This window comes from Variovorax sp. PEI5, from assembly GCF_056679935.1.
Window position 1 is genome coordinate 2126772 of sequence record NZ_CM155257.1, and the last position, 22208, is coordinate 2148979.

At 66.5% G+C, this 22208-nt stretch carries 23 protein-coding genes; 8 read left to right on the top strand and 15 right to left on the bottom strand.

Annotated elements, in window-relative coordinates:
* Window positions 1–37 precede the first annotated feature (37 nt).
* On the top strand, window positions 38–1483 hold the full coding sequence (locus AC1MLT_RS09805) for a S41 family peptidase (protein ID WP_481032102.1): 1446 nt from the start codon (window positions 38–40) through the stop codon (window positions 1481–1483).
* A 62-nt stretch (window positions 1484–1545) separates the two neighbouring features.
* Complete coding sequence (locus AC1MLT_RS09810) at window positions 1546–2313, top strand: HesA/MoeB/ThiF family protein (RefSeq protein WP_481032103.1); 768 nt, start codon at window positions 1546–1548, stop codon at window positions 2311–2313.
* Window positions 2314–2331: 18 nt separating this feature from the next.
* Here AC1MLT_RS09810 and AC1MLT_RS09815 read toward each other — a convergent pair whose 3' ends face one another.
* A complete protein-coding gene (locus AC1MLT_RS09815; protein ID WP_481032104.1) occupies window positions 2332–4335 on the bottom strand; it encodes an AsmA family protein in 2004 nt (667 codons plus the stop codon).
* A gap of 317 nt (window positions 4336–4652) precedes the next feature.
* Between AC1MLT_RS09815 and AC1MLT_RS09820 the strand changes: the two genes are divergently transcribed.
* Window positions 4653–5051, top strand: coding sequence for a response regulator (locus tag AC1MLT_RS09820; RefSeq protein ID WP_481034964.1), 399 nt, complete (start codon window positions 4653–4655; stop codon window positions 5049–5051).
* Between the two features lie 88 nt (window positions 5052–5139).
* Here AC1MLT_RS09820 and AC1MLT_RS09825 read toward each other — a convergent pair whose 3' ends face one another.
* Window positions 5140–5772 (bottom strand): response regulator, encoded by a 633-nt coding sequence (locus tag AC1MLT_RS09825; protein WP_296308520.1) that lies wholly within the window; start codon window positions 5770–5772, stop codon window positions 5140–5142.
* A 131-nt stretch (window positions 5773–5903) separates the two neighbouring features.
* On the opposite strand from AC1MLT_RS09825, the gene AC1MLT_RS09830 reads away from it, so the two are divergent.
* The 4 genes from AC1MLT_RS09830 (at window position 5904) to AC1MLT_RS09845 (ending at window position 8749) form a co-directional block, all read left to right on the top strand.
* Window positions 5904–7217, top strand: a complete 1314-nt coding sequence (locus AC1MLT_RS09830) for a CHASE3 domain-containing protein (protein ID WP_481032105.1) — start codon at window positions 5904–5906, stop codon at window positions 7215–7217.
* A 205-nt stretch (window positions 7218–7422) separates the two neighbouring features.
* Complete coding sequence (locus AC1MLT_RS09835; RefSeq protein ID WP_481032106.1) at window positions 7423–7794, top strand: hypothetical protein; 372 nt, start codon at window positions 7423–7425, stop codon at window positions 7792–7794.
* Window positions 7795–7890: 96 nt separating this feature from the next.
* Entirely contained in the window at window positions 7891–8271 is a 381-nt protein-coding gene (locus tag AC1MLT_RS09840) for a phage holin family protein (RefSeq protein ID WP_481032107.1), read from the top strand.
* Window positions 8261–8749 (top strand): hypothetical protein, encoded by a 489-nt coding sequence (locus AC1MLT_RS09845; RefSeq protein ID WP_481032108.1) that lies wholly within the window; start codon window positions 8261–8263, stop codon window positions 8747–8749. The genes AC1MLT_RS09840 and AC1MLT_RS09845 overlap by 11 nt, the downstream gene beginning before the upstream one ends.
* 60 nt (window positions 8750–8809) lie before the next feature.
* On the opposite strand, the gene AC1MLT_RS09850 is transcribed toward AC1MLT_RS09845, so the two are convergent.
* From AC1MLT_RS09850 to nudB, 5 genes are all read right to left on the bottom strand, one after another.
* Window positions 8810–9007, bottom strand: a complete 198-nt coding sequence (locus tag AC1MLT_RS09850; RefSeq protein ID WP_481032109.1) for a CsbD family protein — start codon at window positions 9005–9007, stop codon at window positions 8810–8812.
* Between the two features lie 178 nt (window positions 9008–9185).
* Window positions 9186–9608: a BLUF domain-containing protein gene (locus tag AC1MLT_RS09855; protein WP_481032110.1), complete on the bottom strand. Its 423-nt coding sequence runs from the start codon at window positions 9606–9608 to the stop codon at window positions 9186–9188.
* 8 nt (window positions 9609–9616) lie between these two features.
* Window positions 9617–10348: a GTP cyclohydrolase I gene (folE, locus tag AC1MLT_RS09860; RefSeq protein ID WP_481032111.1), complete on the bottom strand. Its 732-nt coding sequence runs from the start codon at window positions 10346–10348 to the stop codon at window positions 9617–9619.
* Between the two features lie 77 nt (window positions 10349–10425).
* The gene (locus tag AC1MLT_RS09865) at window positions 10426–11187 is read right to left on the bottom strand and encodes an endonuclease/exonuclease/phosphatase family protein (RefSeq protein ID WP_481032112.1); all 762 of its coding nucleotides are present in this window, start codon (window positions 11185–11187) and stop codon (window positions 10426–10428) included.
* Window positions 11184–11645: a dihydroneopterin triphosphate diphosphatase gene (gene nudB / locus AC1MLT_RS09870; protein WP_481032113.1), complete on the bottom strand. Its 462-nt coding sequence runs from the start codon at window positions 11643–11645 to the stop codon at window positions 11184–11186. Before nudB ends, AC1MLT_RS09865 begins: the two co-directional genes overlap by 4 nt.
* Before the next feature lie 215 nt (window positions 11646–11860).
* On the opposite strand from nudB, the gene mqo reads away from it, so the two are divergent.
* Window positions 11861–13549, top strand: coding sequence for a malate dehydrogenase (quinone) (mqo, locus tag AC1MLT_RS09875; RefSeq protein ID WP_481032114.1), 1689 nt, complete (start codon window positions 11861–11863; stop codon window positions 13547–13549).
* A 137-nt stretch (window positions 13550–13686) separates the two neighbouring features.
* Here the strand turns inward: mqo and aspS are convergent, their stop codons facing one another.
* From aspS to ubiE, 8 genes are all read right to left on the bottom strand, one after another.
* A complete protein-coding gene (aspS, locus tag AC1MLT_RS09880; protein ID WP_481032115.1) occupies window positions 13687–15492 on the bottom strand; it encodes an aspartate--tRNA ligase in 1806 nt (601 codons plus the stop codon).
* 37 nt (window positions 15493–15529) lie between these two features.
* Complete coding sequence (locus AC1MLT_RS09885; protein ID WP_481032116.1) at window positions 15530–16153, bottom strand: DUF502 domain-containing protein; 624 nt, start codon at window positions 16151–16153, stop codon at window positions 15530–15532.
* Window positions 16154–16164: 11 nt separating this feature from the next.
* Window positions 16165–16536, bottom strand: a complete 372-nt coding sequence (locus tag AC1MLT_RS09890; RefSeq protein WP_481032117.1) for an FmdB family zinc ribbon protein — start codon at window positions 16534–16536, stop codon at window positions 16165–16167.
* Window positions 16537–16660: 124 nt separating this feature from the next.
* A complete protein-coding gene (locus tag AC1MLT_RS09895) occupies window positions 16661–18109 on the bottom strand; it encodes a high affinity choline transporter 1 (RefSeq protein ID WP_481032118.1) in 1449 nt (482 codons plus the stop codon).
* A 33-nt stretch (window positions 18110–18142) separates the two neighbouring features.
* Entirely contained in the window at window positions 18143–19708 is a 1566-nt protein-coding gene (gene ubiB, locus AC1MLT_RS09900) for a ubiquinone biosynthesis regulatory protein kinase UbiB (protein WP_481032119.1), read from the bottom strand.
* Window positions 19705–20277, bottom strand: a complete 573-nt coding sequence (locus AC1MLT_RS09905; protein WP_481032120.1) for a hypothetical protein — start codon at window positions 20275–20277, stop codon at window positions 19705–19707. Before AC1MLT_RS09905 ends, ubiB begins: the two co-directional genes overlap by 4 nt.
* A gap of 67 nt (window positions 20278–20344) precedes the next feature.
* The gene (locus tag AC1MLT_RS09910) at window positions 20345–21409 is read right to left on the bottom strand and encodes a Tim44 domain-containing protein (protein ID WP_481032121.1); all 1065 of its coding nucleotides are present in this window, start codon (window positions 21407–21409) and stop codon (window positions 20345–20347) included.
* A 43-nt stretch (window positions 21410–21452) separates the two neighbouring features.
* Window positions 21453–22184, bottom strand: a complete 732-nt coding sequence (ubiE, locus tag AC1MLT_RS09915) for a bifunctional demethylmenaquinone methyltransferase/2-methoxy-6-polyprenyl-1,4-benzoquinol methylase UbiE (RefSeq protein WP_481032122.1) — start codon at window positions 22182–22184, stop codon at window positions 21453–21455.
* Window positions 22185–22208: the final 24 nt, after the last annotated feature.

Genomic DNA, 22208 nt, shown 5'->3' on the forward strand with positions numbered 1-22208 from the left:
GCTGTATATTGATCCGACAGCCGACAAGGAATCACACATGGGCCAGAAACTGAAAATCACCGGCTGGGTCGCCGCCGGCGCCGTTGCCGGTGTGTTGACCACCGTCTCGCTGCAGACCGTCGCGCGCGGTTCGCTGGCGCCGCTGCCCCTGGAGGAGCTGCAGCAGCTCGCCGCCGTCTTCGGCATGGTCAAGAGCGACTATGTCGAGACCGTCGACGAGAAGAAGCTCATCTCCGACGCGATCTCCGGCATGGTGGCCGGGCTCGATCCGCACTCGCAGTATTTCGACAAGAAGTCCTTCAAGGAATTCCGTGAGGGCACCTCCGGACGCTTCGTCGGCGTCGGCATCGAGATCTCGCAGGAGGACGGTCTGATCAAGGTCGTCTCCCCCATCGAAGGCTCGCCCGCGTTCCGCGCCGGCATCAAGCCCAACGACATGATCACCCGCATCGACGACACCGCCGTGCGCGGCCTGTCGCTCAACGACGCGGTCAAGAAGATGCGCGGCGACGCCAACACCAAGGTGCTGCTGACGATCTTCCGCAAGGACGAGAACCGCAGCTTCCCGGTCACCATCACGCGCGAGGAGATCCGCACGCAGTCCGTGCGCGGCAAGATCGTGGAGCCGGGCTATGCCTGGATCCGGCTGTCGCAGTTCCAGGAGCGCACGGTCGAGGACTTCGTGAAGAAGGTCGACGAGATCTACAAGCAGGACCCCAACCTCAAGGGCCTGGTGCTCGACCTGCGCAACGATCCGGGCGGCCTGCTCGACGCGGCCGTGGCGATCTCCACGGCCTTCCTGCCGGCCAATGTCACCGTGGTGTCGACCGATGGCCAGCTCGCCGAGAGCAAGGCGGTCTACAAGGCGGCGCCCGAGTTCTACCAGCGCCGGGCGAGCGACAGCGACGTGCTGCGCAGCCTCCCCGCCGCGCTCAAGACGGTGCCGCTGGTGGTACTGGTGAACGAGGGCTCGGCCTCGGCCAGCGAGATCGTGGCCGGCGCGCTGCAGGACCACAAGCGCGCCACCATCATCGGCAGCCAGACCTTCGGCAAGGGTTCGGTGCAGACCGTGCGTCCGCTCGGTCCGGACACCGGCCTCAAGATCACGACGGCGCGCTACTACACGCCCAATGGCACCTCGATCCAGGCCAAGGGCATCGTGCCGAACGTGCTGGTCGACGAGACCGCCGAGGGCAGCCCCTATGCCGCCCTGCGCATGCGCGAGGCCGACCTGGAGAAGCACCTGGCCAGCGGCCAGGGTCCGGAGCAGAAGGATCCCGAGCGCGAGAAGGCGCGCGACGAGGCACGCAAGCGCCTCGAGGAGGAAGCCAAGAAGCCGCCGCAGGATCGCAAGACGCCCGAATTCGGCAGCGCCGAGGACTTCCCCCTGCGCCAAGCGCTCAACAATCTCAAGGGCGTGCCGGTGATCGCCAGCAAGACCCAGGTCGTGGTCGAGAACAAGGAAGAGAAGAAGGAGAACTGAGACGCTCGCGGGACGTCGTCGCGCACGACGGTCCCATGACGTCTCGGCCGCTCCGGTCTGGCATGGACGACGCCCACCTGCTGCGTTATTCGCGGCACATCATGCTGGAGGAGTTCGGCATCGACGGCCAGGCGCGCGTCGATGCCGCGCACGCGCTGGTGGTCGGCGCGGGCGGACTGGGCTCGCCGGTGGCCCTCTATCTGGCCGCGGCGGGTGTCGGGCGCATCACGCTGGTCGACGACGACCTCGTCGACGTGACCAACCTGCAGCGCCAGATCATCCACACGACCGCGCAGGTGGGCCGCTCCAAGGTGGCATCCGCCGCGGCGGCCATGCGCGCCCTCAATCCCGGCATCGTCGTCGCGACGCACGAGCGGCGCGCCGATCCGGCCTGGCTGGGCGACATGGTCGGCACCGCCGATGTCGTGGTCGACTGCAGCGACAACTTCGCCACCCGGCACGACATCAACCGCGCCTGCATGGCCGCTGGCGTACCGCTGGTCTCGGGCGCGGCCATCCGCTTCGACGGCCAGCTGAGCGTCTACGACCCGAGGGATCCCGCCTCGCCCTGCTATGCCTGCGTCTTCCCGCCCGAGGCGACCTTCGAGGAGACGCGCTGCGCCGTGCTGGGGGCCTTCTCGACCGTCGTCGGCACGATCGGCACCCTGCAGGCCGGCGAAGCGCTCAAGCTGCTGGCGGGCATCGGACCCTCGCTGGCCGGCCGGCTGCTGATCCACGACGGGCGCGATGTCTCGTTCGACACCCTGCGCCTGACACGCGATCCGCAATGCCCGGCGTGCCGGGATCGCGCATCGCCGGCATCCGGCTGAATCGACCGCCGCCCAGGCTCACTGGCCGGCGGTCTTGCCCTTGGCGGCACCCGCCTTGGCGGCGCTGGACTGCGGCGTGCGCGCCTCCTTCAGGATCTCCTGGCAGTCGGCGTTCTCGCCCGGACCGGTCTCCACCGTCGCCGCCAGGGCGAGCAGCGGATTGATCGCGCCCAGCGCCAGCGCCGCCAGGCCTCGCGCCACCAGCGGCGCGGCCTCCACGCCCGCCGTGGGCGAGCCGAGCGTGCCACCGATGACCAGCGGCGTGCGCAGCGACAGGATGCTCATGTCCTTGGGCTGGGGCTTGATGACGAAGTCGAGCGTCTCCTTGCCCAGATTCACATTGCCTTCGGCATGGAACACGGTGTCGGTGGTGTCGAAGACCAGGCTACGACCGGCCATGACGCCCTTGTCGACGTCGAAGGCGACGGCGGCGCAGCGCAGGACGACATTGCGGTCGCCGCGCAGGAAGAACTTGATGATCTCGGCACCGTCGAGGCCCATGAACTCCAGCAGCAGGTTGCTGAACTCGCCCCGACCCGTCAGGGCCGCGATGTCGCCCGATGCGTTGCCCAGCCACGACGCGACCGAGGTGCCGCGTCCGGACAGGTTGATGCGTCCGTCGAGCTTTCCGAAGCTGGTGCGCAAGGTCTCGACCTTGGGGATCAGGCGGTTGATCTGCATCGCGCTGACCTGCAGCGAGGCCCGGATGTCGGCCGGATTCTGGGAGGCATCGATGCGGATGGCACCAGCGACCTTGCCGCCCGCCACGCCCAGATCGAGCGGATCCAGCGTCAGGATCCCGTCCTTGAGCGACACCTGCACGCTGCCGCGATCGAGCGGCACGTCGCGCACGTTGCGGATGCGGTCCGCCGTGTACTTGACGTCGGCATTGACGGCGCGCAGGCGCGTGAAGTCGAGCGTCGAGGTGGGCAGCACCTTGTCCTGTCCGCTGCGTCGCGCCTGCTTGGCCTCGGCCACGCTCTGCGGCGCCGCCACGCCCTCGATGGCCTTGGCCGATCGCTCGGTGGGAGGCAGGCCGATCAGCGGACCCAGGTCGTCCATGTCCATGATCTTGGAGCGCAGCGCGCCGCTCAGTCGAGGGACCTTCTGCGCCTGGTCGAACTGCATCGTGCCTTCGATGTCCGAGAGTCCCAGCTTGCCCTGGAGACCCTGGACCTTCCACAGCGCGGCCTCCTTGATGATGCGACCACTCAACGCATAGGGCGAGGTGTCCGGCAGCGCGACGCCGAGCAGCGAGAACAGTTCGCCCAGGCTCTGTCCCCGCAGCGCGAAATCGGCCTGGATGCCGTCGAGGCCTTCCAGCGCCGCCACCGTGCCCGAGGCCTTCAGCCGGGTCTGGCCGGCGGCGGCATCGATCTCCAGCGGGAACGGCGGCGACGCGGTCTCGGTGGACCTGGTGAGCTGCAGCACGTTGCCCGTGCGGCCCTGGGCGGTCAGCGGCTGGTTCCTGTAGGTGCCCTTGATGCGGTAGTCCAGGGGCATCTCGCCGCGGTTGTTGTCGAAATCGACATCGGCATGCAGATCGACGCCCAGGTGACCGGCCAGGAAATCGATCGACCCCTTGTCGATCTGCACGCGGCCGATCTCGGGAACCGTCTTCTCGTCCGAGCTGCTCTTGTCGAACGCCCAGGTCCGGCGCCCGTCCTGCTCCATCTGCAGTCCCACCGACGGCGACGTCAGCATGATGCGAGGCAGCACGATGCGACTGGCGAGCAGGGGCCAGATGCGGATGTCGATCTCGGCCCGCTCGGCGCGCACCAGATAGGGATCGCGCGCCCAGGCCGGATTCGCGAACTCGATGCCATCGAGCTTCACGGTGGCGGTGCGCAAGCCCAGGCCGACGTCGAGCCGGCGCGTGATCTCGAACTTGCGGCCGGTCTTCTCGCTGACGAATCGATTGACCGGACCCCGCAGCAAGTCCCAGGGAAAGAACACCGCGACGATCACCAGCACCAGCAGCAGAGATGCCAGGACGATGCCGATGCGCTTGAGGAGGAGCATTCGCCGCGACGTGTCAGTGGTTTGCATGAGCTGTTGGCCTCCCGGATCGAACATTGGATGGTCAGATGCCGAACCCCGGCACGCGCACCTGCCGCAGACTTCACCCTAAGGGATCCGATGCCCGTGGACAGGTCGTCTCTGGGCCGGACGGCCTGTGGGGCTTGGCCTACGACCGAACATGCCCGATGTTCAGGTAAGACCCATCCGACAGCCGCAGACCTTCAAGCCTTGCACGGAGGCGGCTTCGGCCACGCCTACCATCCATGCATTCCTGCTTGGCATTCCAGAGCTGGTTCGCACGATCGGATGGCTTCGGTATGGACTCCAGATTGAAAACATTCATCGTCGAAGACAACTCCATGATTCGCGAGAATCTGGTCGGCACGCTGGAGGAACTGACGTGCATCGTGGCCGTGGGCTATGCCGAGGCCGAAGACGAGGCCAGGGATTGGCTCAACCGCAACACGCAGAGTTGGGAACTGGCCATCGTCGACCTGTTCCTCAAGCAGGGCAGCGGTCTGGGTGTGCTCCAGGGCAGCCGGGAGCGGCTGCCGCATCAGAAGATCGTCGTCCTGAGCAACTACGCCACGGCGGACATCCGCAAGCGCTGCCTGCAACTGGGCGCCGATGCCGTCTTCGATAAATCCAACGAGATCGATGCCCTGATCGATTTCTGCGTCGCACAGGCCTCGGCCCGACCGGCGCGCATGACCTGAATCCGGACACGAAAAAAGGGCACTCCACGTCCATCGACGTGCCGTGCCCTTTCCGCTTCGCGACCGCGACGGGCGGCCTGCGGAAGGATCAATCGATCAGCTTGTTCTTCAGGGCGTAGTAGGTCAGATCGCTGTTCGACGAGAGATTCATCTTCTCCATCAAACGGGTGCGATAGGTACTGACCGTCTTGACCGACAACGACAGCGTCTTGGCGATGTCGCCGGCCGTTTCGCCCTTGGCGAGCTTCAGGAAGACCTGGAACTCGCGCTCGGAGAGCTGCTCGTGCGGTGCCGCATCGTCCTTGCGGTCGAGCTGGCGCGCCAGCAGTTCGGCCACCGCCGGCGTGATGTAGCGCCGGCCGAGCGAGATGGTGCGGATCGCGTTGACGATCTCGATCGGATCGCATTCCTTGTTGAGATAGCCGCTGGCGCCCTGACGGATCAGGTTCATCGCGTAATGCTCTTCGGGGTAGCCGCTCAGGATGAGGATGCCCACATCCGGTGCCTTGGCACGGATCATGGCCAGCGCGTCGATGCCGCTTTGGCCGGGCATCGACAGATCCATCACGAGCACATCCAGCTCGGTGGTGCGCACCAGCTCGATGGCTTCGCGTCCCGTACCTGCTTCACCGACCACCCTGAGGTCGACGTGTTCCGAGAAAAACTGGCGCAAACCGGAGCGCACGATGGCGTGGTCGTCCACAATTCCGATCTTGATCATCTTTTACCTTGTTCGTTGTCCTGCGCGGTTGAGCGTCGCAACTTGCTGATTATTGGTCGGCTTCGATTATTCCCGAATTTGAATCACCGACATCTCGCGGAAACCTCATGCGTTGGTTAGCTTTATCGAAGATGGCTCTGGGTCTCACGCTGGCCACGCTGGCCGCGCTGGCCGTGGTGGGCATCAACGAAGCCGGCTACCTGCGATCGGGCAACGCGCTCGAGGCCGTACGCACTGCGCAGAAGGTCCGAACGACGCTGCTGCGACTCCTGCAGAACATCCTGGATGCTGAAACGGGCCAGCGTGGTTATCTGTTGACCGGCGAGCCGAGTTATCGCGAACCTTATGACACGGCCGTCGCGCAGGTCGACGGCCGCCTGGCCGAACTGCGGCAGCTCTACGCAGGCCAGCAGGAGGATATGCGTCGCCTCGAGATCCTGACGCGCCACGTCGCCCGCAAGATGGCGGAGATGGACACCAGCGTCCGGTTGCGTCGCAGTGGCGACGAGCAGGCCTGGAAATTCGTCATGACGACCGACGTCGGACGCGAGGAGATGGTCGCCATCCGCACGCAGACCGAGATGCTCATCGACGCCAGCAACGAAGCCATGCGCCTGGGACAGATGCAGATCGAGAACGCCCTGCGCTTCGGACGCCTGGGCATCCTGGCGATCGTCGTGACCGCCTGGCTCGCCTTCTGGCTGTACCTGCGGCAGTCCCATGCGCTGCGTCGGATCGGGGAACGCCAGCAGAAGGCCCTGCAGCTCGAACGCAACGCGCTCGAACTGCAGGTCCAGGAGCGCACGGCCAACCTGAAGGAGCTCGCCACCCATCTCCAGGAGGTCAGGGAAACCGAGCGTGGCTATCTGGCGCGCGAACTGCACGACGAACTCGGCTCGCTCCTGACCGCGGCCAAGCTCGACGTGGCGCGCCTGAAGTCGCGACTCGCCGATGCGCCCGATGCGATCCAGCGCCTGCAGCACCTGACCGAACTGCTCAACAGCGGCATCGCGCTGAAGCGGCGCATCATCGAGGACCTGCGTCCTTCGTCGCTGTCCAACCTCGGTCTCGTCGCGTCGCTGGAGATCCTGGGCCGCGAGTTCGCCGACCAGTCGGGACTGCAGGTCGAGATGCGCCTGGAGCCGATCGAGACCGACGAGTCGCGCAAGCTCACGATCTATCGCATGGTGCAGGAGAGCCTGACCAACATCGGCAAATACGCCAAGGCGACCGAGGTGACGATCGTGATGCGCAATCACCAGAATCACGTGACCATCGAGGTGGCCGACAACGGCAATGGCTTCGACACCTTCCATGTGCGCGCCTCGACCCATGGCCTGGCGGGCATGCGCCATCGCGTCGAAGCCGCGCGCGGCGAGTTGGAAGTGCAATCGGAGCCTGGAAATGGCACGCGCCTGGTCGCCGTGCTTCCACTGGCGGGCTGAAACGGGAATTATGATTTCGGTCCTATGAAGGACCGCGATACGTCGCTCTCCTACGGCTCTAATCCCATGCTGCTGACAGGAGATTTCGGACCACGGGGTAGATTGCATTTCGCGTCTTTATTTCATGGATTTTGAAGTTCTGGAAATGCTTCACTAACGGAAATTTGGCCGGTATATTCAATGGAACCAAGGAAAGGATTTCTTCATGAACACCAAGTCAGCCACGCAACTCGCCGATGATGCAAACAAGACGGCCAATGACGCCATCGAGAGCACCCGCACCTATGCGCAGAATGCCGTGAACGCGGCGGGCGAGAAGGTCCGCGACCTGCGTCGGGAAGCGGAGCCGGCCGTCGAGCAGATCGCCGCACGGGTCCAGCAGGCGGTCCAGCGTGGTCTCGAAGCCGCTTCCACCACCAGTGCACGCGCCCAGCGCCGCCTCGAACAGGCAGCGGACGTGACCGGCAGGTACATTTCCGACCAGCCGGTGCGCTCGGTCCTGATCGCCGCCGCCGCCGGTGCCGCGATCACCGCCCTCATCGTCCTGGCCAGCCGCAGCGGTCGCGACGAATACTGATTGCTCGAGCGACATGATTCCTCCGGGTGCGCCATGGCATGCCCGGGGGAATCGAATTGATTTTCTTTCGACTTTCGTTCGCGGGCCGCTGATTCCATGTTTCATCCTATTTATTCCACATTGCTGGGGCATCCCGAGCTCGTTGCGGATCATCTGGCCAATTACGGTGCCCTGATCAAGGCCGAAGCGCTGGAAGTCAAACGCAATGCGGTGAAAAGAGCGATTGCCGCTGCCATTGCGGTGGTGGCCGGATTGCTTGGATTGACGTTCACCGGCATCGCCATCATGCTGGGCGGAGTCAATGGATCTTTCCATTGGGTATTGGTACTGGTCCCCGGACTGACCCTGCTGGTTGCGGCGATCGCCGGATCCATTGCGGCACGTTCATCCACTTTCCACGGATTCCAGGACCTGCAGGCGCAATTGGCTGCCGACATGCATGCCTTGCACGTTGCTGGAGCACGCGATGGCCATTGATAATTCGAGTCTCACTCCCCAACAACGCCTGGCCGTCTCGCGCCGCGCGCTCTTCAACCAGATCGAATCCAAGGTCGAGCGTGAGGCCAGGCCGTCGCGCTTCTCCTCGACCCGGGTGGAAACACCCGTCGACGGCACCGCGCCCCTGGTCTCCCCCAGGAAGAAACGCGGTCTGTTCGACAGCCTGCCCTGGCTGAGCGTGGCCCAGAGCTTCGGTGCCCGCTGGTGGCGCAGGCATCCGGCCAATGCCGCCCTGCAACTGGCCCAGCCCCTGCTGCAGCGCTATGCGCGCAAGCAGCCCGGCAAGTTGATCGCCATCGCGGCCGGAACCGGCGCGGTCATCATGCTGGTGAAGCCCTGGCGCCTGCTGTCCGTGACGGCGCTGGTCGCCGCCGTGCTGAAGACTTCGGACGTGGCCGACATGGTGACGACGCTGATGCACAGTCAGCTGGCCGATCAGGACACCGACAGGACCTAAGTCCGGAACGAAAAAAAAGCCTGATTCAACATCAGGCTTTTTTCATTGCGAGCGCAGGACTCAGAGCTTGTCGGCGCCGGACTTCACGGCATCCTTGGCGCTTTCCTTGGTGTCGCCATAGGTGCTCTGGACCTTGCCTGCGGCTTGGTCCACATTGCCCTTGGCTTCCAGTTCCTCGTTGCCGACCACACGGCCAGCGACTTCCTTGATCTTGCCCTTGACTTGATCAACGCGGCCTTCGACTTGGTCCTTGTTCATGGCTTCTCCTAGATGAATGGTGAGAGGGATCGATACATGGCGTTCAAGCCATGGAAGTCATGATGGCCACGTTCCACCCGTCTGTCGTTGGCGGTTGTCCCGAGCGACTGTAGGACCGTCGGCAGACCGATCCGCGACCCCTTGGATGGCTGCCGCGGACCCGATACGAGGAGAGGCGTCAGTTGCGCACGCCCACCGCGGCCGTCGCCATCAGCTCCTCCAGCAGGGCCAGCGACACGCGGCCCGGCACCGCGTAGGGATCGAGCTCCGCGCGCTCGGAGAACCGCATCAGCGTCGAGGCATGCACGCGTGTGAGATGCACCTGGCCCATGGTCCAGCCCCCGAAGCGACGCTCGGCGATCTCCTCGAAATACACCAGTGCCACGTCCTTGTGCCGGGGATCCTTGACGATGTGCCCATAGAGCTCGTTGACCGCCGTGCGGCTGCCCTCGATGGCCTGCAGGATCACGCCATTGCCATAGCAGAGGATGCCCGTGATGCCACAGGCGGTGTTGTGGGCACGTGCCTGGGCCAGGATCGTGTCGATCGCCTTGGGGCTGTCGTCGACGGCGCGGCTGGCATACAAGAGACGGACGAGCATGATTTCCTTCAGCGTTGACGAGGCAGCAGCGACAGAAATTCGCGGCGCAGGTTGGGATCCTTGAGGAAGACGCCACGCATGACGGAGTTGATCATCTTGCTGTCCATCTCCTTCACGCCGCGCCAGGCCATGCAGAAATGCTCCGCCTCCATGACGAGGGCCAGGCCGTCGGGCTGGGTCTTGCGCTGGATCAGGTCGGCGAGCTGCACCACCGCCTCCTCCTGGATCTGCGGGCGTCCCATGATCCATTCGGCCAGGCGTGCGTATTTCGACAGGCCGATCACGTTGGTGTGCTCGTTGGGCATCACGCCGATCCACAGCTTGCCGATGATCGGGCAGAAGTGGTGCGAGCAGGCGCTGCGCACCGTGATGGGCCCGACGATCATGAGTTCGTTCAGATGCTCGGCGTTGGGGAACTCGGTGAGGCTGGGCGCCGGCACGTAGCGTCCCCTGAAGACCTCGTTGAGGTACATCTTGGCCACCCGGCGCGCCGTGTTGTCGGTGTTGTGATCGTTGGTGATGTCGATCACCAGACTCTCGAGCACGGCCTTCATCTTGATCTCGACCTCGTCGAGCAACGCATCCAGGTCGCCGGGTTCGAGGAACTCCGCGATGTTGTCGTTGGCATTGAAGCGCTGCTGGGCGGCCTTCAGGCGTTCGCGAATCTTGACCGAAACCGGCGTGCCCTCGTCCCCGGCGCCATCGACGGGGCTTGGGAGGGCATCGATCATCCTTGACATGTACAAATCCTATCAGCGGAGAAAGCGTGGAGCATCGGCCGGGGACGCCGCGCAGACGGCCTCCCCCCGGCGCGACGCTAGCGCGCGGGGAGCGAGAAATCGGTGAGCAGGGGCAGGTGGTCGGACATGCGGGCCCAGACCGGGCCGCGCGGCACGCTGCAGGACACCGGCGCGATGCGCCGGGCGTAGATGAAGTCCAGCTGCGTGACCGGCAGGCGCGACGGGTAGGTCAGGGTCGGCGGGCCGCGCAGATCGCTGGAGTCGCGCATGCCCATCGCGTTCATGGCGTGGCGCATGCGCGCACCCCAGTCGTTGAAGTCGCCGGCCACGATGACCGCCTCGTCGGCCGGGATCTCGCGCTCGATGAATTCGCGCAACCGGCTGATCTGGCGCACGCGACTGCCCTTGATGAGGCCCAGGTGCACCACGATGGCATGGACCGGCACGCCATCGACGTCGATCAGCACGTGCAGCAGTCCGCGCTGCTCGAAGCGGTGGTCGGAGATGTCCTGGTGGCCCGAGCGGATCACCGGCCAGCGCGTGAGGAGCGCGTTGCCATGCTCGCCGTGGCGCGTGACCGCATTGGTCTCGTAGACCGCCGTGTAGCCTTCGGGCGCCAGGAAGTCGGCCTGGGGCTGCTCGGGCCAGCGCGCGAACCGGCGCGCGCCCATGCGATTCATCTTGCGCACTTCCTGCAGGCAGACGATGTCGGCATCGAGCTGCTCGATGGCATGGCCGAGGTTGTGGATCTCCAGCCTGCGCGCCGGGCCGATGCCCTGCACGCCCTTGTGGATGTTGTAAGTCGCCACCCGCAATGGAGTGCCCGTCGTCGCGTTCATGGCGCGAATTGTGGCAGCAGCAGGATCGCTTCCGCATTGGAAGGCGAAAAGCAGCGGTCCGCGGCCTCGCGGTGGGGCAACCATTGCCACGCCGTGTGTTCGCGCGGCGCCAGCACGGGCTCGATGCGCTGCGGCAGGCACAGACCGAACAGATGCTCGGTGTTGCGGGTCACGCCCGGCGCATAGCGCGAGCGCCATTGCGGATAGATGTCGTACACGTTGCGCAGGCGCCAGTCGCCCAGCCGCGCCGCGAGCGCACTGCCGGGTCCGCAGTCGATGCCGGTCTCCTCCTTCACCTCGCGCGCGGCGGTGAGGGCCAGCGGCTCGTCCTCGGTCTCCCTGCTGCCGGTGACGGATTGCCAGAAATCGGGCGCATCGGCACGACGGATGAGCAGCACGTCGAGCGCTGGCGTGTGGATCACGACCAGCACGGATTGGGGGATCTTGAAGGGTCGCATCGTCGCACCTATAAAATTCGCGATCACGCATCGGTCGCAGTTCCGGGCTCGCCCCGGAAATCCGCGAACACCAAGGAGCCCCGTGGACATTCGACGTCCACCGCGCGAGCCTCCAGCGTCCCGTCACTCCGGTGGCCGGGTCGTCGATGCAGGAGACATGACCATTCTCGAACAGAGGCCCGACCTCGGCCTTGCCGTTTCCGTATCCCGAACCCATGAATCAGATGACGTTGAAGAAGATGTACCCGGCCCTGGCGGGCGTGGCCCTGTCGGTGACGCTGGCCAGCGCCCAAGCGGCCGAACCCAGGAAGGTGGATGTGCTGCTGATCGGCGGTGGCATCATGAGCTCGACCCTGGGCGTGCTGCTGAACGAACTCGAGCCCGGCTGGACGATGGAGATGGTGGAACGCCTCGATGGCGTCGCCCAGGAAAGCTCCAACGGCTGGAACAACGCCGGCACCGGCCATTCGGCGCTGGCCGAGCTCAACTACACCCCGCAGGACAAGACCGGCAAGGTCCAGATCGCCAAGGCGATCGAGATCAACGAGGCGTTCCAGGTCTCGCGCCAGTTCTGGGCCTCCCAGGTCAGGAACAACGTGCTGAAGAATCCGCGCTCGTTCATCAACTCGACCCCGCACATGAGCTTCGTCTGGGGCGACGAGAACGTCGGCTTCCTGAGGAAGCGCTACGACGCGCTGCAGGCCAGCCCGCTGTTCCGCGGCATGCAGTATTCGGAAGATCCCGAGCAGATCAGGAAGTGGGTGCCTCTGATGATGGAGGGCCGCGATGGCACGCAGAAGGTCGCCGCCACGTGGAGCCCGGTCGGCACGGACGTCAACTTCGGCGAGATCACGCGCCAGTTCGTCGGCCATCTGCAGACCCGACCCAACTTCTCGCTCAGACTCTCCAGCGAGGTGCAGGATCTCAAGCGCAACGCCGACGGCAGCTGGCGCGTCGTCTCCAGGAACGTGAAGGACGGCAGCACCACCCAGACCGACGCCAGGTTCGTCTTCGTCGGCGCGGGTGGCGGTGCCCTTCACCTGCTGCAGAAGTCGGGCATCCCGGAAGCCAAGGACTACGCCGGCTTTCCGGTCGGCGGCTCGTTCCTGGTCACGGAGAACCCGGCGGTGGCCGATCGCCACCTGGCGAAGGCCTATGGCAAGGCGTCGGTGGGCTCGCCGCCGATGTCGGTGCCGCACCTCGACACGCGCATGCTCGACGGCAAGCGCGTGATCCTCTTCGGTCCGTTCGCCACCTTCTCGACCAAGTTCCTGAAGGAAGGCTCCTATCTCGACCTGCTCGCCACCACCACGCCGCACAACGTCTGGCCGATGATGAAGGTGGGGGTCGCCGAATATTCGCTGGTCGAGTATCTGGCGGGCCAGGTCATGCTGTCGGACGACGATCGCATGAAGGCACTGCGCGAGTATTTCCCGAACGCGAAGAAGGAGGACTGGCGCCTCTGGCAGGCCGGCCAGCGCGTCCAGATCATCAAGCGCGACAAGGACAAGGGCGGCGTGTTGAAACTGGGCACCGAGATCGTCAGCGCGCGCGACGGCAGCCTCGCGGGCCTGCTGGGTGCCTCGCCGGGCGCCTCGACCGCCGCGCCGATCATGCTGGACCTGATGAAGCAGGTCTTCAAGGACAAGCTGGCCACGCCGGCCTGGCAGACCAGGATCCGCGCCATGGTGCCCAGCTATGGCATGGCGCTCAACGACAGTCCCGAGAAGGTCCAGCAGGAATGGATCGCGACCAGCCAGGTCCTGCAGCTGGCACCGCCGCCGGTGATCGATCTCGCGACCCCGGCACCGGCGCCCACCTCGACCCCCACCTCCCGGCCCGCGCCGAGCGGCCAGCCGTCCATGCGCCAGCCATCCAGGGCCTCGAGCGACATGGCGCTCTGAGACGGGCGCCTCGCCCGCCGGTGGGGCCGATGCAGGCGGGCGACGACGGCCCGCAACGAAAAAGGGGCACCTCGCGGTGCCCCTTTCTTCGTTGCCGTCCCCGTCGCGTGGCGTTCGCCACACGCGGGGGAGGCTGCTCAGGCCTTGGCCTCGACGTTGCGCAGGCGGATGTGCAGCTCGCGCAGCTGCTTCTCGTCGACCGGGCTGGGCGCCTGCGTCAGCAGGTCCTGCGCGCGCTGGGTCTTCGGGAAGGCGATGACATCGCGGATCGACTCGGCGCCGGTCATGAGCATCACCAGGCGGTCCAGGCCGATGGCGATGCCGCCATGCGGGGGGGCGCCGTACTGGAGGGCGTCGAGCAGGAAGCCGAACTTCAGCTGCGCGTCCTCGGCGCTGATCTTGAGCGCGCGGAACACCTTGCTCTGCACCTCCTCGCGGTGGATACGCACCGAACCGCCCCCCATCTCGATGCCGTTGAGCACCATGTCGTAGGCCTTGGCGATGCATTTCTCCGGCGCGGTGTCCATCAGGTTCTCGTGGCCGTCCTTCGGCGCCGTGAACGGATGGTGCACGGCGGACCAGCGCTGGCCCTCCTCGTCGAATTCGAACATCGGGAAGTCGACCACCCACAGCGGTGCCCAGCGATCGTCGAACAGGCCGTTCTTGCGGCCGAACGCGCTGTGGCCGATCTTCACGCGCAGGGCGCCGATCGCGTCGTTGACGACCTTCTCCTTGTCGGCGCCGAAGAACAGGATGTCGCCATTGCGCGCGCCGGTGCGGGCGATGATCTCGGCCAGCACGGCATCGTCGAGGTTCTTGACGATCGGGCTCTGGAGGCCGTCGCGGCCGGCCTGCGCATCGTTGACCTTGATGTAGGCCAGGCCCTTGGCGCCGTAGATCTTCACGAACTCCTGGTAGGCATCGATCTCGCCGCGCGACAGGCCGCCCTCGGCGCCGCCGCCGGGCACGCGCAGGGCGACGACGCGGCCGCCCTTCATGGTCGCGGCATTGGAGAAGACCTTGAACTCGACGCGCTTCATCAGCTCGGTGAGTTCGGTGAACTCCAGCTTGACGCGCAGGTCGGGCTTGTCGGAGCCGTACTTGAACATGGCGTCGCCATACGTCATCGTCGGGAACACCGGCAGGTCGATGCCCGCGGCATTGCGGAAGACGTTGCGGATCATGCCTTCGAACATCTCGCGGATCTCCTCCTCCGCCATGAACGAGGTCTCGATGTCGATCTGCGTGAACTCGGGCTGGCGGTCGGCGCGCAGGTCCTCGTCGCGGAAGCACTTGACGATCTGGTAGTAACGGTCGTAGCCCGCGACCATCAGCAGCTGCTTGAAGAGCTGGGGCGACTGCGGCAGCGCGAAGAAGCTGCCGTCGTGCACGCGGCTGGGCACCAGGTAGTCGCGCGCGCCTTCGGGCGTGGACTTGCCCAGCATCGGCGTCTCGATGTCGATGAAGCCGTTGGCGTCGAGGAACTTGCGCGCCTCCATGGTGACCTTGTAGCGCAGCATCATGTTGCGCTGCATCGCCGGGCGGCGCAGGTCGAGCACGCGGTGCGTGAGACGCGTGGTCTCGCTCAGGTTGTCGTCGTCGAGCAGGAACGGCGGCGTGACCGACGGGTTGAGCACCTTGAGGTCGTGGCACAGCACCTCGATCTTGCCGCTCTTGAGGTTGTCGTTGGTGGTGCCCTCCGGACGCGCCCGCACCAGGCCCGTGACCTGCACGCAGAACTCGTTGCGCAGGTCCTCGGCGATGGCGAACGTGGCGGCGCGATCGGGATCGCACACCACCTGCACGTAGCCTTCACGGTCGCGCACGTCGATGAAGATGACGCCGCCATGGTCGCGGCGGCGGTTGACCCAGCCGCAGAGGGTCACGGTCTGGCCCATCAGGGCTTCGGTCACGAGACCGCAATAGTGGGAACGCATGGTCATGGATCGATTCCGGCGCCAGGGGCGCAATGGGTCTGTCTTATCTGTGGGTCGCGAGGGTCGCAGGGCCGCCGGGGACGACCACGCCCATCGAGACGATGTACTTGAGGGCCTCGTCCACGGTCATCTTGAGCTCGATGCAGTCGCTGCGTCGCAGCATGACGAAGTAGCCGCCGGTCGGATTGGGCGTTGTCGGCACGTAGACGCCCAGGTAGTCGCCGCCGCCGAGCTGCTCGCGCACCTCGTTGCCGGGCGTGCCGGTGACGAAGGCGATGGTCCAGGAGCCCTCGCGCGGCCACTGGATGAGCACGGCGGTGCGGAAGGCGTTGCCGTTCTCGGAGAACAGCGTGTCCGACACCTGCTTGACGCTCGAGTAGATCGAGCGCACCACCGGGATGCGGCGCACCAGGGCATCGCCCCAGCCCAGCAGGCGCTTGCCGACGAAGTTGCTGGCGACGGCGCCGACCACCAGCAGGATGGCCAGCGTGAGCAGCACGCCCAGGCCGCGCACGCGATGGGCATTGAGCCAGTCGGTCCATTCGGTGGGCAGCAGCCACAGCGTCTGGTCGAGCGTGCCGATGATCCAGTTGAGCACCCCCAGCGTGATGACCAGCGGCACGATGACCAGCAGGCCCGAGAGCAGCCATTTGCGCAGCGCATGCATGCCGTCGGCCTTCAATCGCTCTTGGCGGGAGGTGCCGGCGCCGGTGATGGCGCGGGACTGGCCGAGGGCGCGGGAGCCGCCGCGGTCGAGCCGCCACCGGCGGCGGCCGGCTCGGAGGAGGATGAAGGCGAGGCGGCCGGCTTGGCCGTGTCGCCCGCGTCCTTCGAGGTGCTCGATTCGGCCGGCTTCTTGCCACTGCCGCCTTCGCGGAAGTCGGTCACGTACCAGCCGGACCCCTTGAGCTGGAAGCCGGCCGCGGTGACCTGCTTCTCGAATGTGCTCGCGCCGCACGCCGGACACACCGTCAGGGGTGCATCGGACATTTTCTGCAGGGCGTCCTTGGCGAAGCCGCAGGCGCTGCACTTGTAGGCGTAGATGGGCATGGGATTGGGAGTGAGGAAACGCGGCGCGGCGGCCGCTCGCAAAGCCCGCGATTATAGGTCGGCGGGTCCGCGGCCACGACCCTTGCCCGGGCGTGCCGACGGGCCCGGCGGCCCGCCCGCGCCGTCAGGCCGGGTCGACGGCGAGGAGGCGATGCGGCGTGCGCACGTCGGCCAGCCACTGGGGTGCCAGCGAGCCGGCCCCCATGCCCGCGAAGGCCGCCAGCACGCCGGCGAGCTGGGCCGGGAACGCCTCGCCCCAGGGCAGGGCCAGGAACAGCAGCCACACGCCGATGCCCAGCAGCACGGCCGCCACGGCGCCCTGGGTGGTCGCGCGGCGCCAGTAGAGCCCGCACACCAGCGGCACGAAGGCACCCACCAGCGGCACCTGGTAGGCGCCCGAGACCAGCTCGTAGATCGGCGTGCCCTGCATGCGGATCGCATAGACCAGCACGACGATGCTGAACACCAGCACCGTCACGCGCATGGTGCGCAGGTTCTCGCGGTCGGTGCCCGCCGGACGCCACTGGCGCCAGATGTTCTCGGTGAAGGTGACGCTCGGCGCCAGCAGCGTGGCCGACGCGGTCGACTTGATCGCCGACAGCAGCGCGCCGAAGAACAGCACCTGCATCGCGAACGGCATCCGCTCCAGCACCAGCGTCGGCAGCAGCTTCTGCGGATCGTCGTGGAGCAGCGTCTGGGCCTGCTCCGGCATGATCAGCAGCGCGCTCGCCACCAGGAACATGGGGACGAAGGCGAACAGGATGTAGGCCAGGCCGCCGATGACCGGGCCGCGCGTCGCCGAGCGCAGGTTGTTGGCCGACATCACGCGCTGGAACACGTCCTGCTGCGGGATCGAGCCCAGCATCATGGTGATGGCGGCGGCGACGAAGAACACGATGTCGCGCAGGGTCGGTTCCGGCCAGAAGCGGAACAGGTCGCGGCTGAGGGCGAACGCCACCACCCGGTCGGCGCCGCCGGCCATGTGGCCGGCGAACACCGCGATCACGCCCAGGCCCGCCACCAGGATGATCATCTGGATGAAGTCGGTCACCGCCACCGACCACATGCCGCCGAACAGCGTATAGGCCAGGATCGAGACGACGCCGATCACCATGCCCACGGGAATCGTGATGGCGCCGGCCGACAGGACGTTGAAGACCAGCCCCAGCGCCGTCACCTGCGCCGAGACCCAGCCGAGGTAGCTCACCATGATGATGAGCGAGCACGCCACCTCCACGGTGCGGCCGTAGCGCTCGCGGTAGTAGTCGCTGATGGTCAGCAGCGTCATGCGATAGAGCTTGCCGGCGAAGAACAGCCCGACCAGGATCAGGCAGGTCCCGGCGCCGAACGGATCCTCGATGACGCCGTGCAGCCCGCCCTCGATGAACTTGGCCGGGATGCCCAGCACGGTCTCGGAGCCGAACCACGTCGCGAAGGTGGTCGTCACGATCATGAACAGCGGCAGGTGCCGCCCGGCGATGGCGAAATCGGCCGTGTTCTTGACGCGCCGGGCCGCCACCAGGCCGATGGCGATCGTGAGCAGCAGGTAGACGGCGACCAGGGTCAGCAGCACGGGAATCTCTCCGGGAGGAATGCGGGGGGGTGTCTAGAAAACCTTCACGCGCAGCAGCAGCTGCATCGCCAGCAGACCCAGTGCGAAACCCATGCCACCGTAGATCACGGCCTGCAGCAGCCCGATGGTCTTCTTCTGCGCCTGCAGCAGTTCGAGCAGTTCGCGCCGGTGGTCGTCCGGGCGATGCTCCAGGTATTCGTGCAGCAGTCGCGGCAGCTGGGGCAGCAGCTTGGCATAGCGCGGCGCTTCCTCGCGCAATTGGGCGAACAGCTGCTTCGGCCCGATCTGGTCGAGCATCCACTTCTCCAGGAACGGCTTGGCCGTCGCCCAGAGGTCGAGCTCGGGATCGAGCTCGCGGCCCAGGCCCTCGATGTTGAGCAGCGTCTTCTGCAGCAGCACCAGCTGCGGCTGGATCTCGACGTGGAAGCGGCGCGAGGTCTGGAACAGGCGCATGAGCACCATGCCCAGCGAGATCTCCCGCAGCGGCCGGTCGAAGTACGGCTCGCAGACGGTGCGGATCGCCGCCTCGAGCTCGTCGATGCGCGTGCCCACGGGCACCCAGCCGCTCTCCAGGTGCAGCTCGGCGACGCGCTTGTAGTCGCGCCGGAAGAAGGCGACGAAGTTCTGCGCCAGGTATTCCTTGTCCGATTCCGTCAGGGTGCCGACGATGCCGAAGTCGAGCGAGATGTAGCGCCCGAAGGTCGCCTCCTCCAGGCTGACCTGGATATTGCCGGGATGCATGTCGGCATGGAAGAAGCCGTCGCGGAAGACCTGGGTGAAGAAGATCGTGACGCCATCGCGCGCCAGCTTGGGGATGTCGACGCCGGCCGCGCGCAGGCGCTCGAGCTGGCCGATGGGCACGCCGTTCATGCGCTCCATCACCATGACCTCGGGATGGCAGAAGTCCCAGATCATCTCGGGGATCAGCACCAGCTCCAGCTCGGCCATGTTGCGTCGCAGCTGGGCGGCATTGGCGGCCTCGCGCACCAGATCGAGCTCGTCGTGCAGGTACTTGTTGAACTCGGCCACCACCTCGCGCGGCTTCAGGCGCTTGCCATCGGCCGACAGGCTCTCGACCCAGCCGGCCATCATGGCCATCAGCGCCAGGTCCTTCTCCATCACGCGCCGCATGCCGGGGCGCAGCACCTTGACGGCGACGTCACGCACCCGGCCCTGGGCGTTGCGGATGGTGGCGAAGTGCACCTGCGCGATCGAGGCGCTGGCCACCGGCGTCTCGTCGAAGCGCTCGAAGACCTCGCCCACCGGGCGCTTGAAGGCGCGTTCGATGGTGGCGATGGCCACCGCCGAGGGAAACGGCGCCACGCGGTCCTGCAGCCAGGCCAGCTCGTCGGCGATGTCGGGCGGCAGCAGGTCGCGCCGCGTCGAGAGCACCTGGCCGAACTTCACGAAGATGGGACCGAGCCGCTCCAGCGCCTCGCGCAGGCGCTGGCCGCGTGGCGCATCCAGCCGCCGGCCGAACGAGACGATGCGCGCCAGCACGCGCAGCCACGGCTTCTGGAAGCTCGTGAGCACCAGCTCGTCGAGTCCGTAGCGCAGCGCGATCCAGACGATGAACAGACCGCGGGAGAAACGGTTCATTCGTTGCTCGCGCTCCCGGAGGCCGTGCCCGCGCGGCCGCGGCCACCGGCGGCCTTGCCGACGAACTGGCGCAGTGCCGCCGCCACGCGGCGCGCGGCGTTGCCCAGCGTGTGCGCGGGCACGTCGCCGATCACGCGCGCGAGGTCGTCCTCGACATCCCAGCGCACGTGGTCGACCAGCCAGTTGACCTCGGCCGCCAGCTGCACGTCGCCGACGATGCGCACCGTGGGCTTGTCGCCGCGCAGGGTCGCGCCGGCCAGGCGCAGCGGCGAGGTCTCGGTGACGATCAGGGTGAGTTCGGGAACGGCGCCCTCGGGCGCCAGGTCGAGCAGGCCGGCGGGCGTGGCCACCAGCTGCAGTGTGACGAAGCGCCATTCGAAGCGCACCACCCGGCCCTGCTGGCGCGTCAGGCGCTGCTGGGCCTCGGGCTCCTGCTGCAGGACGTGGTTGAGGAACAGCACGGCGCGCTGCTGGATCTCGTGCACCGCCCAGGTCGGGGGTTTGAGGCGGCTGCCGATGCGGTCGAACAGGCCGTCGAGAAAAGAAAATGGGGACGATGGTGTAGCCATGTCCCCATTATCCGGTCCGCCCGCGCTCCGGCCGTCGGCCGGTGCGCCGCGATGACGCCGAGTCAGGTCATTGCAGGGCCTGGACGCCCGCCACCAGCCAGCCGCCCGAGCCGCTCACGGGCTTGGTCATGTTCCAGACTTCGCGGAACGGGCTCGGACCGGCCGAGGCATCCTCGCGGATCATGCCGGAGAACTCGACGCTCGCCATATAGACATCGGGCAGTTCCTCGATGCCCAGCAGCTTGGCGTCGAGCATCACGACCTCGGTCTTGTTGGGCTGGCCGCCGGTGTGCGTCTCGCGCTCGGAGAGCTGCGACTTGATCTCGCTGAGCATGCCGTCGGTCATCATCGAGCGCAGGTTGCCGACATCGGCGCGGTCCCAGGCATCCTGCAGCGTCACGAAGTTGCGCTTGGCGGCGGTCAGGAAGCCGTCGACGTCGAAGCCCGCGGGGATGCCCCAGGACTGCGCGCCGGCCAGGGCCGAGCCGATCATGCTGCCACCGGTGGCGCCCACGGCGCCGGCACCGGCCGCATTGGCCATCGAGGAGATGCCCGACGAGGCGCCGGGGCGCTGCGCGTTGGCGTCGAACGAGGTCGCGCCGGTCTCCCAGGGACGGGCCGAGGCGTCGTTGCCGACCTTGGCGGGGCTGTACTGCGTGGGCGTCGGCGCGTCGGCCGGGCCGCTGCCGGCACCCTGGAACGCGAAGTCGCCATTGCGGGAAGCGCCACCGTTGTTGTTGCGCGAACGGGCGGCGAAGAAACGCCAGGCCATCACGCCGGCCATGACCAGCAGCAGGATCAGCAGGATGTTGCCGAAGCCGGCACCCAGGCCGAGCGAATGCGCCAGCCAGGCCAGTCCCAGGCCGGCGGCCAGACCGCCCAGCATGCCGCCCCAGTTGCGCTTGGGCGCGGCGGCGGCCGGCGCCGCGGCGCCGGGACGCGCGGCCGCGTTGTTGGCGTTCTGTGTCGGCGCGCCGGGCGTCATGGGCGAGGCCGGTGGCGACGCCTCGCGTTGCGTCACGTTGTTCGACTGGCGGCCCATCGACTGTCCGCCCCCCATGCGCTTGGCATCGGCCTCGACGCTCACGAGCACCATGGCGCACATCAGGCATACGGCCAGAAAATTCTTCATCTCATCGTCTCCTCAACGGGAAGGTCCCGGAAAAAGTCAACACTCAACACTTGATTCCAACATGCAGGGCGACGATGCCCCCCGTCATGTTGTGATAGTCCACATGACCGAAACCACCCTCCTTCATGAGGGTCTTGAGTTCATCCTGTGAGGGATGCATGCGGATGGATTCGGCCAGGTACCGATAGCTCGCGTCGTCGCCCGCCACCACCTTGCCCAGGCGCGGCAGCACCTTGAACGAATACCAGTCGTAGGCCTTGCGCAATGGCTGCGCGACCTTGGAGAACTCCAGCACCAGCAGCTTGCCGCGCGGCTTGAGCACCCGGTTCATCTCCTTGAGCGCCAGATCCTTGTGCGTCATGTTGCGCAGGCCGAAGGCGACGGTCACGACATCGAAATGGTCGTCGGGGAACGGCAGCTTCTCGGCGTCGCAGACCATCGTCGGCAGGCTGACGCCGGCGTCGAGCAGGCGCTCGCGGCCGGTGCGCAGCATCGCCTCGTTGATGTCGGTATGGACCACCTGGCCGGACGCCCCCACCTTCTTGGAGAAGGCCAGGGCCAGGTCGCCCGTGCCGCCCGCGATGTCCAGCACGCGGGAGCCCTCGCCGACGTTGGCGACCATCACGGTGTAGGCCTTCCAGGCGCGATGCAGACCGACCGACATCAGGTCGTTCATGAGGTCGTAGCGCGTGGCGACCGAATCGAACACGCCGCGGACGCGACGTGCCTTGTCCTGTTCGTCGACGTTCTCGAAACCGAAATGGGTGGTACTCATGCCCACCATGTTAGGGCGGAAGCC